The organism is Castellaniella sp., from assembly GCF_049671645.1.
GTDB lineage: Bacteria > Pseudomonadota > Gammaproteobacteria > Burkholderiales > Burkholderiaceae_B > Castellaniella.
The window spans coordinates 26,295-38,357 of record NZ_JBATVG010000027.1; the positions used below are offsets into that span (position 1 = coordinate 26,295).

Sequence of the window (12,063 nt, forward strand, 5' to 3'; positions counted from 1 at the left end):
CGCCCAAGACGCGCCCGCTGGCGGGACCCGACGCCCTGCGGCGCAGGGCGGGGATGCGTCTTCCGCCGAGGGCTCGGGCCCGCCGATACGGGGCGGTGGTCTGTGGCTGGCGGTGGGATTGGGCGTGGCATCCATGATCAGCGTCCAGACCGGGGTGTCGCTGGCGGTGCCCGTGATCGCGGACTACGGGCCGCTGAGCACGTCCGCCCTGCGGATTTGCTGGGCGGCGGTGGTCCTGTTCATTTTCGTGCGTCCGCCCTTGCATCGCTTCAGCGCTGCACAGTGGCGCGCGACGTTGATCCTGGGGGCCGGCATGGCCGTGATGTCCCTGGCATTTTTTGTCGCCTTGGAGCGCCTGCCCCAGCATTTGACCGTGGCGCTGGAATTCTGCGGGCCGCTGGCCGTGGCCGCCTTGGGCGTGCGCGGCTGGCGGGCGCTGGCCTGGCCCCTGCTGGCCGCCCTCGGCATCCTGCTGCTGGCCTGGGGCGACGCGCACGACGGCCCTGGCGCAGATCCGGTCGGCATCGCCTTCGCCTTGCTGGCGGCCGGCGGCTGGGCGGTCTACATCGTCATGATGAAACGCGTCGGCCGAAGCCTGCCGGGCTTGCAGGGCCTGTCGGCCTCGCTGCTGGCGGCGGCCGTGCTGTCGCTGCCCTTTGCTATGGTGGAATCCGGCACGGCCCTGTTCCCCTGGCGTCAGTTGGGGTTGACGGCGGGCTTGGCGGTGCTGGTGCCGCTGGTGCCCTACATCCTGGAAATGCAATCGTTACGCCGCCTGCCGGCGGCCGCCTTTGGCGTGCTGATGAGCCTGGAGCCCGCCATCGGCGCCCTGTCGGGCTGGCTGATCCTGGGCCAGGGCATGGATGGCGGGCAGATTCTGGGCGTGGGGCTGGTGGTGGCCGCCACCATCGGCGTGGTGCGGGCGGGGCGTTAGGGGATCAGCATTCCACCACGTTGACCGCCAGGCCCCCGCGCGACGTTTCCTTGTATTTGGATTTCATGTCGGCGCCGGTCTGGCGCATGGTTTCGATCACCATGTCCAGCGTCACGTGGTGCTTGCCGTTGCCGTGCAGCGCCAGGCGGGACGCATTGATGGCCTTGTTGCCGCCCATGGCGTTGCGCTCGATGCAAGGGATCTGCACCAGTCCGCCCACCGGGTCGCAGGTCAGCCCCAGATTGTGTTCCATGCCGATTTCGGCGGCGTTTTCGATTTGCGCCACCGTGCCGCCCATCACGGCCGTCAGGCCGGCCGCCGCCATGGAACAGGCCACGCCGACCTCGCCCTGGCAGCCGACCTCCGCCCCGGAAATCGAGGCGTTTTCCTTGTACAGGAAGCCGATGGCGGCCGCCGTCAGCAGGAAATCCACCACGCCGTCTTCGGACCACCCCGGGATGAAGGTGCGGTAGTAGCGCAGCACCGCCGGCAGCAGCCCGGAGGCCCCGTTGGTCGGTGCCGTCACTACCCGGCCGCTGGCGGCGTTTTCCTCGTTCACGGCCATGGCATACAGGTTGACCCAGTCCATGGCGAACATCACGTCGTCCGGGCTGGCGGGGCAGGGGGTCCGGGATTCGCCCGATTTGGCCTTCAGTTCGCGATACAGGGCCGGCGCCCGGCGGCGGACCTTCAGCCCGCCGGGCAGAATCTCGTCGGCGAAGTCGCCCTGCAGGCCGCAGCCCCGGTCGATGGCGTCGTCCATGACCCGGGCGATGCGCAGCACCCCGGCGCGAACCTCGTCCGCCGGGCGCAGCGTGGTTTCGTTGGCCATCATCAACTGGGGGATGGTGAGCCCATGGCGGGCGCACTGGTCCATGAGTTCGGCCGCATTGGCGAAGGGGTAGGGCATGGGCTCGTGCTCGGGCACGGTTTCATCCGTTTCGATGCTGTCCAGCGCCCGGATGAAGCCCCCGCCGATGGACACGTAGCGTTCGTCGAGCACGGTGCGGCCCTGGGCGTTCAGGGCGATGAAGCGCATGCCATTGGGGTGCTCCGGCAGGGGCTGCACCCGACCGGAAAACACGGTCTTGGGGTCGAAGGCGATGGTGTGATGGTTCCACAGGGCCAGGCGGTGATCACGGGCCACGGCGCCGACCAGTTCGCCGATGGCGGCCGGGTCGACTGTGTCCGGGGCCTCGCCCATCAGCCCCAGCATGATGCCCATGTCGGTGCGGTGGCCCGCGCCGGTTTCCGCCAGGGATCCGTACAGATGGATGGACAGGCTGGACACCTGATCCAGCAGTCCGCGCGCATCCAGGTTGCGGGCGAAATTGCGGGCGGCACGCATGGGGCCCACCGTGTGGGAACTGGACGGACCGATGCCGATCTTGAAGATGTCGAAAACGGATAAAGCCATGCTTGTCTCTTGTGCAATAGGTGCGGGGAATCCGCGCGCTGCCGGGCGGCGGCGGGCATTCCCTGCTTGCCTTTGATTCTAGTGATTTGGCAAAATATGGATTGAATGAAAACGACATTCATCATGTATTTATTGCTCTATGTCTCTGTCTGCGGATTTGTAGCGCTTTGATGCGCTTTTATCTGGGTTCTTATTTTTGGTATATAAGCGACTTGAAAGCTCTATAAATGAATAAAAGCGACATTACAGGGACTGAAGATATCTCCGTGCGCCTGGGCTTCGTCCTGCTGCCCCAGTTCGCGCTGGGCGCGTTCGCCGCATTTGCCGACCTGCTGGGCCTGCTGGACGCCCAGACCGACACGCCCGGCCCGTGTTCCTGGGAAGTCGTGGCCGACACCCTGATCCCCGTGCGCTGCGCCAGCGGTGTGCAGGTCGTCCCCTCCGACCTGCTGGGGGATCCCCTGCGCTTCGATTACATCGTGGTCGTGGGAGGTCCCCAGCAGCCGCAGGACAGTCCCGGCCCGGCCCTGCTGGCCTGGCTGCGGCAGGCCGCCCGGGGTGGGCGCCGTCTGGTGGGTCTGTGCAACGGCGTTTTCGCCCTGGCCCAGGCCGGTGTGTTGGTCGGCCACCGCCTGGCTGTCAGCAGCAGCCTGTATCGCGAATTCACGGAACGCCACCCGGCCTTCGGGCCGGACGCGCTGGTCACCGACCAGCCCGCCGCCTTCGACCGGCGGCGCATCAGTTGCGTGGGCGGCCCTGCGGTCACCGACGTCGCCGTGCGCATCCTGAGCCGCTACCTGCCCCAGGCCGACATCCAGCGCGCCCTGCGCCTGCTGCAGATCCAGGCCGGCGAGCCTCACCGCCAGGTGCAGCCCCCGCCGCCTGACGTGCCGACGGACAGCCCCCCCGCCGTGCGCCGCGCCGTCCTGCTGATCCAGCAGTACGCCGGCCAGGCCCTGGGCCTGGACGACCTGGCCAGCCGCCTGGGCCTGTCCCCGCGTCAGTTGCAGCGCCTGTTCCGCCAGCACCTGGGCACCACCCCCCAGGCCTACGCCCGTGTCGTGCGCCTGCGCCTGGCCGCCTGGATGCTGCGCCAGACGGACAAGAGCATCGCCGCCGTGGCATCCGACTGCGGCTTCGCCGACGCCGCGCACATGGGGCGCAGTTTCCGGGCGGAATACGGTTTGTCGCCTGGGGTTTGGCGGCGCCAGGCAGGTTCGTCTGAAAACACCGTATAATGGCGGTCCATTTCCGGAGTGACGATCTGTCACCCCGACCCTGCCCGGGTGGTGAAATTGGTAGACGCAGGGGACTCAAAATCCCCCGCCGCAAGGCGTGCCGGTTCGATTCCGGCCCCGGGCACCATCTAAAATCAACAACTTATGAACTTTCCGCTCACATGTGGAATTCGAGCGTAAGCGTGCGTGCCCGTTAACGGTCCAGAGCTTTCTTAAAACACTGCTGGCTGCGTGCCGGGTAAGGGGCTATGGCATAAGACAATTCCATTGTGCGGCATGAAGGCGGACTTGCCACCGCATGATGTGGCAACGCGTCTCGATAAGCTTATTAATTTGGACATATTGCAATAATAAAGCGATGATTCGGGAAATTGGTTCCCGTTTTGGGGAGCGTATTTGACCAGGAGGAAGCCCCCAAATGGAACCCAATCGTCTCGGCGACATTACAGCCTTTGTCGCGGCCGTTAGAACCGGCAGCTTTACGGCCGCCGCATCCTCGCTTGGGCTGACCCGCTCCGCGGTGGGCAAAAGCGTGGCGCGGCTGGAAGCCCGGCTGCAATCGCGTCTGCTGCATCGGACCACGCGAAAGCTGAGCCTGACGGATGAAGGCCGAGCGGTTTTTGAACGCTGGCGACAGATATTGGAAGATCTTGAAGAGGTCGAGGCCACTATGGCGGCGCGCCGGGGCCAGCCTAGCGGCACCCTGCGGCTGACTGCACCGCTTTCTTTTGGCCAGCGCCATATCCTGCCGGTGCTGGGCCATTATTTGAAGCAGTGGCCCGATCTGCGGGCCGACGTTCGCTTCACCGATCGGTTCATCGACCTGGTGGAAGAGGGGTTCGACATTGCGGTGCGTATCGGTGAGTCCCGAGAGGATGCTCAGTTGCTGACCCGCACGGTGGCTGAGCAGCAGTTTGTCACGTGTGCCTCGCCGGACTACTTGGCACGCAAGGGAGTGCCCCAGCGGCCGCAAGATCTTGCAGTCCATGGCACCATTTCGTTTCTGGGCGGAGAGCAGCCTAGCCCTTGGCGCTATCAGACCCCGGAGGGCCTTTACTTGTGCGAAACGCCGGGGCGGTTGAACATCGATAGTTCCGAAGCCATGCGGGAAGCCGCCCTGGCCGGCTTCGGACTGATACATCTGCCGACTTACATTACCGGCAATGACTTGCGTGCCGGCGCCTTGGTCGAGGTGTTGAAACCTTATCGCGCGCCGCCCGACCCGATTCGCGTGGTCTACCCCAGCAAGCGACACCTTTCGCCGCGTATCCGCGCCTTCATCGATCTGTTGGTAGAAAGCTGGCGGGAAGGCGTGCCTTGGGAGAGCTAGCTTAGGCCATTAGGGATTTTAATTCCCTATTGATGGTCTCTAGAAGGTGTTTATCAATGGCCTGGATTCAATCACACTGTCATCAAGGTGAATTGAATTGGAGTCATTGCCATGTCCGCTCTTGCGCAGCCTATCGAAAAGGAGTCATCCTCTTTAGTCGTACGCCCTCATCCCAAGCTTGAGCGCCATCCGGGCTTTCAGCGCCTGTTCCGGCCCGGCGCGCTGACCGTCGGCCTGATCCTTCCGTTGGAAACACATCCTTCCCGGCCCGCGCCGACCATGCGCGACCACGTTGCCATGGCGCAACGCGCTGATGAGTTGGGCTTTGGTGCGCTGTGGATGCGCGACGTGCCCTTCTATGACCCGGAATATGGCGATACCGCCCATATCTTCGAATCCATGGTCTACATCGGCTACCTGGCCGCCGCGACGCGCCGGATCGTCCTGGGCACTACGGGCATCGTGCTGCCGACCCATGAACCCATGTACTTGGCCAAGCAGGCCACATCGCTGGATCAGCTCAGTGGCGGTCGCCTGGTGCTGGGCTTGTCGTCGGGAGACCGTCATAGCGATTACCCAATGCTGGGCATCGACTTCGATACCCGGGGCGAACGCTACCGCGACGCTTGGTCGGTGTTTCGCACGCTGACCGAAGAAAGCTTTCCCAATTTCCGCTCGGCGCGTTTTGGCGGTTCGCGCGGCACGCTGGATCTGGTGCCCAAGCCGCCATTTGGCCGCATACCGTCCATGGCGGTGGGCCGCTCCCAGCAGAGCACGGAGTGGCTGGCGAACAACCTGGACGGGCTGCTGGTCTTCGCGCCGGGTCCCGACAGCCTGGTAAATGTATTTGACGATTGGCAGATGCACGTGCGAGCCGCCGCCGGTGAAGAGGCCTTCAAGCCACTCAGCCTGGGCGGCTACCTGGACCTGAGCAGCAACCCGAACGAGCCGTTCCGGCGCATTCCGGGGGGCTTTCGTGCGGGCCGCAATGGGTTGGTAGCTTATCTGGAACGGGCCCGGGACGCTGGCCTATCGCATGCCGCCTTGAACCCTAAGGTCAGCCGCCAGCCCTACGCCGAGATCCTCGACGAATTGGCCGAGTACGTGTTGCCGCATTTCCCCTCCCATGAGTGAGCCAGGAGCTACTGACATGTCCGCCTTGTTTGAACCCTATGATCTGGCCGGCCTGAAACTGCCCAACCGCTTGGTGATGGCGCCGATGACACGCGCACGGGTGCCGGACACCGTTCCGCCGGCGCAGATGGCGCTGTACTACGCTCAACGTGCCGGCGCGGGACTGATCATCACCGAAAGCGCCCAGGTGTCGCCACAGGGCTGCGGCTATCTGTGCACCCCGGGTATCCACAGCGAGGCACAGATTGCCGGCTGGCGGCGCACAACGGACGCCGTGCATCGTGCTGAAGGACGCATCTTTGCGCAGCTCAGCCACGTCGGGCGCGTGTCCCACACGTCGGTGCAAGAAAATGGCGCGGCCCCCGTGGCTCCCGTCGCCGTGGCCGCTGCCCAGACGTCGGTACAGGCCTTCAATGCCAAAGGAGAACCGTCGCAGGTGCCTGCAAGCCAGCCGATAGCGCTGGATCTGGCCGGCATTCGAGGCGTGATCGACGACTTCCGCCGCGCCGCGCGCAATGCCATGACCGCTGGCTTTGATGGCGTGGAAATCCACGCGGGCAACGGCTATCTGTTCGAGCAGTTCATTAACGGCGGCCTCAATACCCGGGAGGACCACTACGGCGGCACGCCCATTGCCAACCGTTTGCGTCTGTTGCTGGAAACCGTCGACGCCATTTCTGCCGAGATCGGCAGTACCCGTGTCGGTGTGCGCGTTTCGCCTTTCGCCCGGCTGGCGGATCTGCATGCCTTCGAGGGCGAAGAAGCCACCTGGTTGGCTCTGGCTGGCGCGCTGTCGCAGCGCAATCTGGCTTATGTTCATGCCAGCCACTTGGGAACGTCTGCATTTCAAGCGTTGTTTCGGTCTGCCTATTGCGGGACCTTGTTGCTGGCTGGCGGTTTCACGCCAGAGACCGCTGCACAGGCGCTGGCCGACAGGGACACTGACCTGGTGGCTTTCGGCAAGCCCTTCATCGCCAATCCGGACCTGGTCGAGCGTTTGCGCAACGACTGGCCGCTGGCGGAAGCGGGGCGGGAAGCCTTTTACGGCGGGGGGGCGGAAGGCTATACCGATTACCCGAGCTATACCCCGGAAGCATGGGCTGTGCCGGCTTGATCAAGAGCGATGAATGGAATCCTTGAACGCCCCCGGATAACGGAAGTTCGCAGCGTTTCGACACTACACACTATTATTCATGGAGTCAGTTATGACAGCACTATCCGTACTGGATCTGGTCATGGTCGGCGAAGGCAAGACCTTCGCCGATGCCATCGACGAATCGCGCCAACTGGCGCGGCATGTAGAACAGCACGGTTTTGGCCGCTACTGGATTGCCGAGCATCACGACATGCCTGGCATCGGTTCGGCCGCCACTTCGCTCATCATCAACGAAATCGCTTCGGCCACTTCCAATATACGTGTTGGCGCCGGCGGCATCATGCTGCCCAACCATTCGCCGCTCGTGGTGGCAGAACAGTTTGGTACGCTTGCCACTCTGTACCCGAACCGCATCGATCTGGGCATGGGCCGCGCGCCCGGTACGGGCGGCCCGACCATTCAGGCCTTGCGCCGGGGCGCCCCTGAACGGGACTTCCCCCAGGATGTCATCGAAGTCATGGATTACCTTGCCGACAATGGGCGCAGGCCGGTACGCGGTGTTCCTGGCTCTCATGACGTCCCGGTATGGATTCTGGGCTCCAGCCTCTTCGGGGCTGAGTTGGCCGCTGTGCTCGGTCTGCCGTATTCCTTCGCCTCGCACTTCGCACCGCGCTTTCTGCATCAGGCCATTGCCCACTACCGCAAGAACTTTCGGCCGTCGGAACATCTGGCCCGGCCTTACGTGATGATCGGCGTCAATGTGTTCGCAGCCGACACCAACGAGGAGGCCGACTTTCTTGCCAGCTCGCATCGTCAATGGATGACGGATCTGCATGTGGGGCGCATGGGCTTGCTGCCCAAGCCGCGCGAAGGCTATGTGGAAAGTTTGCCCCCCCATGAACGGGATGTGCTGAATCAGGTCATGGCCTGCACGGTGACGGGCGATCGGGATACGGTCGGTGAGGGGCTATCCCGCCTCGTGGCGCAGACCGGCGCCGACGAGCTGATGATCGACTGTCGTATCTATGAGCCCGAAGCGCGGATGCGCTCTCATGAGTATGCGGCCCAGGCGATGGGCGAGACACTGGCGCAACCGGCTTTGGCTTGATTTTTCCGCCTTATGGAATCGTTGAGATGCTTTGCATGAGCAGCGGATCACGCAGGCGTGTGGCTTGCATTTGAACAGTGAAAGATAGTCCATAACCATAGGAGTAAACATTCATGGCTGACACTAATCGGGTAGTGATCATAGGAGGGCATGGCAAGGTAGCCTTGCTCGCGGCGGGCAAGCTACAAGCTGCAGGCTACGCGGTCGATTCGATCATTCGCAATCCAGACCATCGTGAAGATGTACGAAACGCAGGCGGCAATCCTGTTGTGCTCGACATTGAATCGGCCCGCGTCGATGAACTTGCATCGGCATTCTCCGGCGCCCGAGCTATCGTTTTCTCGGCAGGAGCGGGTGGCGGCAATCCGGCGCGCACCCATGCTGTCGACTACGAGGCCGCGACGCGCGCCATGGCGGCTGCCGGTCAGGCGGAAGTCAAGCGCTTCGTCATGGTTTCCTATGCGGGAGCCGACGTAGATATCCATCGGCTCGACCCCCAGAATTCTTTCTACTCTTATGCCAAGGCCAAGCATGACGCGGATGCCAAGCTGCGCGAAAGCACGCTTGACTACACCATTCTCGGCCCCGGCTTGCTGACGACCGCACCAGCCACGGGGAAAATTATGAGAACCGAAAATGTTGGAAAAGACTGGCCGGATGACAGGCGTGTTACCTCGCGCGAGAACGTGGCTGAAGTCATCTCGCATGTCATCAAGACCAACTCGGCTGTACGTCAGACCGTGAATTTCTATGATGGGGATCTTCCGATTGCTGCAGTCGTGAAATAGTGCATGGCGCTTTGAGAGGCCTTGCGAGTTTCGCTGCCGCCCGCAGCGAGGCACGAAATGCTTCCCGGTAATTGGCGAGCAGCCAAAAGCCGGGTTTTTTTACAGAAGTAGCGCCACCGATTGGGCTATGGTGGTGAAACAAGTTGATCGCCTGCGGGCAACCCCCTCCTCATGCCCACGTCCTCCAATCGGTTCATACATCCTGACGGATCGTTTGTGTTGCAACCCGGCGGCATATCGGTTTTCACGGCCGCTCTTGGATAAACTATAGTAGTTGCCGTCTATTGGTAGGAGTGTCGCATGGTCCCCCGTATCAAGATCGATTTCGTCTCCGACGTGTCTTGTCCCTGGTGCGCGGTGGGGTTGGGCTCGCTGGAGCAGGCGTTGTCCAGGATCGATGGCGCAATCGAGGTGGAACTTCATTTCCAACCCTTTGAGCTGAACCCGGACATGCCACCCGAAGGGCAGGATACCGTCGAGCGCCTCTCGCGCAAGTACGGCATGACGCCGGAGCAGGTCCGCCAAAATGGCGAACTCATCACGGCGCGGGGCCGCGAGGTCGGCTTCACCTTCAATATGGACAAGCGCACGCACACCTACAACACCTTCGATGCGCACCGACTGCTGCACTGGGCTGGTCTTGAAGGCCATCAATTGGCCTTGAAGCATGCGCTTTTGAAGGCGTATTTCACGGATGGCGAGAACCCCAGCGATCACGAGACCCTGATCAGGCTGTGCCGAGAGTCGGGGTTGAACCAGGACCGCGCGCGCGAGATTCTGGACTCCGACGAGTACTCGGCGGAAGTACGAGCGCGCGAACGCTTTTACACCCAGCAGGGTATCAATTCCGTCCCTTCCATCATCCTGAATGACCGGCATCTGATCCAGGGTGGCCAGGCTCCCGAGACTTTCGAGCAGGCGTTGCGGCAGGTTGCGGATGCCCGGTGAATCGGCCCAAAGCCAGCGATTCGCGCCACTTGCGCAAGCAATCCGGAACAGGATTGCCGCGTCGGAGCCAACCTGAAGGAAGCCGGGGCGAGAGACGACGAAATCGATGATATCGACGAAGTTGCCGCCCGACTTACGATCTCAGCTTTCAAGTCTGCCAAGCGATAAGAGCGGTATTTCTGCTTTGCTGTACCGCTATTTTTGTTCTGGTGGTTGGGGACATCAGCAGAGCCTCTGTTGAACGTGTTTTTCGCAAACAAAGGCTGATGAATGCTGGTGTCCCCCATGAATGAGGTAGGGCCTGGTCAATGGCCCTGCCCGGCGACAAGATGCCTACTTGTCGGAGCTTTGCTCTTTCTTGTCTTGTTTATTCTCGCCGGATTCGGATTCCTGGTCGGATATCTTTGGGGCTTTCCAGTTAAGCGGTGGCGCGACGATGTCTTTCCAGGCGACACGTTTAGGTGTTGACATGGTTTTCTCCCAAAGCAATGTGGCAGCACACTGTGCGCCGCCACTATCACTGTATAAAATACCAGCATTATTGAATTATGTCAAATCAGAATGGCAGTGTGGCTCCCAGGGTGATGGCGGCTATTTCAGACCGGGGCTCGCATTGATCTGTAGTTCCTTGGCACGATAGCCCTCGCTTTGAGTATCCGGCGCGCGTTTCACGGTCTTGCGTGGATCGATCAGCAGCGCCGTCAGTGCACCCACCCCGAGCAGGCCAGCGGAAATCAGGAACGGCAAGTGGTAGCTGCCCGTGCTCTGGATCAAGAAGCCAAATGCGACGGGGGAGATCATTCCAGCCACACCAAAGCCCGTGTTCATCATGCCAGCTGCTGTACCCGCGTAATCACCGGCAATATCGATGGGCAGGCTCCACAACACTGCATTTGTCAGCTCCAGGCAGAAGAATGACAGCGACAGAAGCAGTACAGCCATGAGCGGATCTTCCATGGAAACCATGGGTACCATGCACAATAGCGCGCCTACCAGCCCGAAGGTCAGGACCGACACGCGGGCGAAGCGGATGTTCCCGGTCTTCTTCAGCAAGGTGTCGGACACGATGCCGCCCAATGTGTCGCCCACCACGCCGGCCATCAAGGGCAAGGCCGTGAACAGCGCCATGGCCTTCAGGTCGAAGCCGCGCTCGTCCTTCAAGTAGGACGGCAACCATGTCAGGTAGACCCACAGCGACCAGCCATAGCAGAAGTCGACGAACGTCACCTTCCACATGCCCCTGATCAGTCGTCCCCATGGTGTCGGACCTTTCTCTTTCTTAGGTTGTTCCACCCTGCCGGCGTTGATTTCCGCCAGTTCAGCCGGGGTGACCCGTGGATGCTCAGCCGGGGTGTCGCGGAATACGAAGAGAAACAGCACGGTCCAGGCCAGGCTGACGGCGCCCAGCACGATAAAGGACTCACGCCAGCCGGCCAGGGCGATGATCAGGACGACCAAAGGTGGAGTGATCGCGCCGCCAAGGCGAGAGAACGAGTGGGTGATTCCCTGGGCAAAACCGCGCTGCGTAATGGGCATCCAGTAGGTGAAGGCGCGCGTTGCGGTCGGAAACGCCCCGCCTTCGCCGATCCCCAGCGCGAACCTCATGACCAACAGGGCGATCACACTGCCCACGAAGCCGGTCAACAGGGTTGCTGCGCCCCAGATCAGGGACAGGACGATGAGTACCTTGCGCGGGCCGAAGCGGTCGGCCAGCCAGCCGCCGAAGATCTGCATGGCGGCGTAAGGGTAGGCAAATGCCGAGAACACGAGTCCGAGCTCCAGGTTGCTCAGGCCCATTTCGTCCCGGATCAGGGGTGCTGCCACGGAAATGTTGACGCGGTCGATATACGCAATGAAATACAGCAGGCACATCACCATCAATATCAGATGATGGGTTTTTACTCGACGTTGCATGTTTGTCTCCCCGGTCGGCGCGAGCGATCCAAGGTCATTTGCGCCGGCTTGATTAGATTGTGTCGGGTATGCGGATTCTGTGCGGCTTTACTGCAGCTTCTTGTGATCTGTTCAAAGGTCTCCCGCCGCGCATTTCCGATGCTGGCGTAGTTGTGG

Annotated in this window: 11 protein-coding genes and 1 tRNA gene; 9 read left to right on the forward strand and 3 right to left on the reverse strand. The window is 62.1% G+C overall.

What is annotated here, in order from left to right; genetic code table 11:
- Positions 1–133 precede the first annotated feature (133 nt).
- A complete protein-coding gene (locus WBG56_RS14650) occupies positions 134–934 on the forward strand; it encodes an EamA family transporter (RefSeq protein ID WP_424269899.1) in 801 nt (266 codons plus the stop codon).
- A gap of 4 nt (positions 935–938) precedes the next feature.
- Here WBG56_RS14650 and WBG56_RS14655 read toward each other — a convergent pair whose 3' ends face one another.
- Positions 939–2,351, reverse strand: coding sequence for an L-serine ammonia-lyase (locus WBG56_RS14655; RefSeq protein ID WP_424269617.1), 1,413 nt, complete (start codon positions 2,349–2,351; stop codon positions 939–941).
- Between the two features lie 227 nt (positions 2,352–2,578).
- On the opposite strand from WBG56_RS14655, the gene WBG56_RS14660 reads away from it, so the two are divergent.
- The 8 genes from WBG56_RS14660 to WBG56_RS14695 all read left to right on the forward strand — a co-directional run bounded on the left by WBG56_RS14660 (position 2,579) and on the right by WBG56_RS14695 (position 9,993).
- Positions 2,579–3,589: a GlxA family transcriptional regulator gene (locus WBG56_RS14660; RefSeq protein ID WP_424269619.1), complete on the forward strand. Its 1,011-nt coding sequence runs from the start codon at positions 2,579–2,581 to the stop codon at positions 3,587–3,589.
- Between the two features lie 42 nt (positions 3,590–3,631).
- Positions 3,632–3,716, forward strand: a tRNA-Leu gene (locus WBG56_RS14665).
- Between the two features lie 291 nt (positions 3,717–4,007).
- On the forward strand, positions 4,008–4,919 hold the full coding sequence (locus WBG56_RS14670) for a LysR substrate-binding domain-containing protein (protein WP_424269621.1): 912 nt from the start codon (positions 4,008–4,010) through the stop codon (positions 4,917–4,919).
- Positions 4,920–5,030: 111 nt separating this feature from the next.
- The gene (locus WBG56_RS14675; RefSeq protein ID WP_424269623.1) at positions 5,031–6,053 is read left to right on the forward strand and encodes an LLM class oxidoreductase; all 1,023 of its coding nucleotides are present in this window, start codon (positions 5,031–5,033) and stop codon (positions 6,051–6,053) included.
- Positions 6,054–6,069: 16 nt separating this feature from the next.
- Entirely contained in the window at positions 6,070–7,167 is a 1,098-nt protein-coding gene (locus WBG56_RS14680) for an alkene reductase (protein WP_424269625.1), read from the forward strand.
- A gap of 91 nt (positions 7,168–7,258) precedes the next feature.
- Positions 7,259–8,257, forward strand: a complete 999-nt coding sequence (locus WBG56_RS14685) for an LLM class flavin-dependent oxidoreductase (RefSeq protein WP_424269627.1) — start codon at positions 7,259–7,261, stop codon at positions 8,255–8,257.
- 113 nt (positions 8,258–8,370) lie between these two features.
- Positions 8,371–9,045, forward strand: coding sequence for an NAD(P)H-binding protein (locus WBG56_RS14690; RefSeq protein ID WP_424269629.1), 675 nt, complete (start codon positions 8,371–8,373; stop codon positions 9,043–9,045).
- Positions 9,046–9,345: 300 nt separating this feature from the next.
- Positions 9,346–9,993 carry a DsbA family oxidoreductase gene (locus tag WBG56_RS14695; protein ID WP_424269631.1) on the forward strand — a complete coding sequence of 216 codons (648 nt, stop codon included), beginning with the start codon at positions 9,346–9,348 and terminating at the stop codon, positions 9,991–9,993.
- Between the two features lie 333 nt (positions 9,994–10,326).
- Here WBG56_RS14695 and WBG56_RS14700 read toward each other — a convergent pair whose 3' ends face one another.
- Positions 10,327–10,464 (reverse strand): hypothetical protein, encoded by a 138-nt coding sequence (locus tag WBG56_RS14700; protein WP_424269633.1) that lies wholly within the window; start codon positions 10,462–10,464, stop codon positions 10,327–10,329.
- Positions 10,465–10,584: 120 nt separating this feature from the next.
- Complete coding sequence (locus tag WBG56_RS14705; protein WP_424269635.1) at positions 10,585–11,907, reverse strand: MFS transporter; 1,323 nt, start codon at positions 11,905–11,907, stop codon at positions 10,585–10,587.
- Between the last annotated feature and the right edge of the window lie 156 nt (positions 11,908–12,063).

What these genes read in the sequence shown, in the direction of transcription:
- WBG56_RS14695 (WP_424269631.1), top strand. Translation starts at nt 9,346, where the DNA reads ATGGTCCCCCGTATCAAGATCGATTTCGTCTCCGACGTGTCTTGTCCC.
- WBG56_RS14685 (WP_424269627.1), top strand. Translation starts at nt 7,259, where the DNA reads ATGACAGCACTATCCGTACTGGATCTGGTCATGGTCGGCGAAGGCAAG.
- WBG56_RS14675 (WP_424269623.1), top strand. Translation starts at nt 5,031, where the DNA reads ATGTCCGCTCTTGCGCAGCCTATCGAAAAGGAGTCATCCTCTTTAGTC.
- WBG56_RS14680 (WP_424269625.1), top strand. Translation starts at nt 6,070, where the DNA reads ATGTCCGCCTTGTTTGAACCCTATGATCTGGCCGGCCTGAAACTGCCC.
- WBG56_RS14690 (WP_424269629.1), top strand. Translation starts at nt 8,371, where the DNA reads ATGGCTGACACTAATCGGGTAGTGATCATAGGAGGGCATGGCAAGGTA.
- WBG56_RS14705 (WP_424269635.1), bottom strand. Translation starts at nt 11,907, where the DNA reads ATGCAACGTCGAGTAAAAACCCATCATCTGATATTGATGGTGATGTGC.
- WBG56_RS14700 (WP_424269633.1), bottom strand. Translation starts at nt 10,464, where the DNA reads ATGTCAACACCTAAACGTGTCGCCTGGAAAGACATCGTCGCGCCACCG.
- WBG56_RS14655 (WP_424269617.1), bottom strand. Translation starts at nt 2,351, where the DNA reads ATGGCTTTATCCGTTTTCGACATCTTCAAGATCGGCATCGGTCCGTCC.
- WBG56_RS14650 (WP_424269899.1), top strand. Translation starts at nt 134, where the DNA reads ATGATCAGCGTCCAGACCGGGGTGTCGCTGGCGGTGCCCGTGATCGCG.
- WBG56_RS14660 (WP_424269619.1), top strand. Translation starts at nt 2,579, where the DNA reads ATGAATAAAAGCGACATTACAGGGACTGAAGATATCTCCGTGCGCCTG.
- WBG56_RS14670 (WP_424269621.1), top strand. Translation starts at nt 4,008, where the DNA reads ATGGAACCCAATCGTCTCGGCGACATTACAGCCTTTGTCGCGGCCGTT.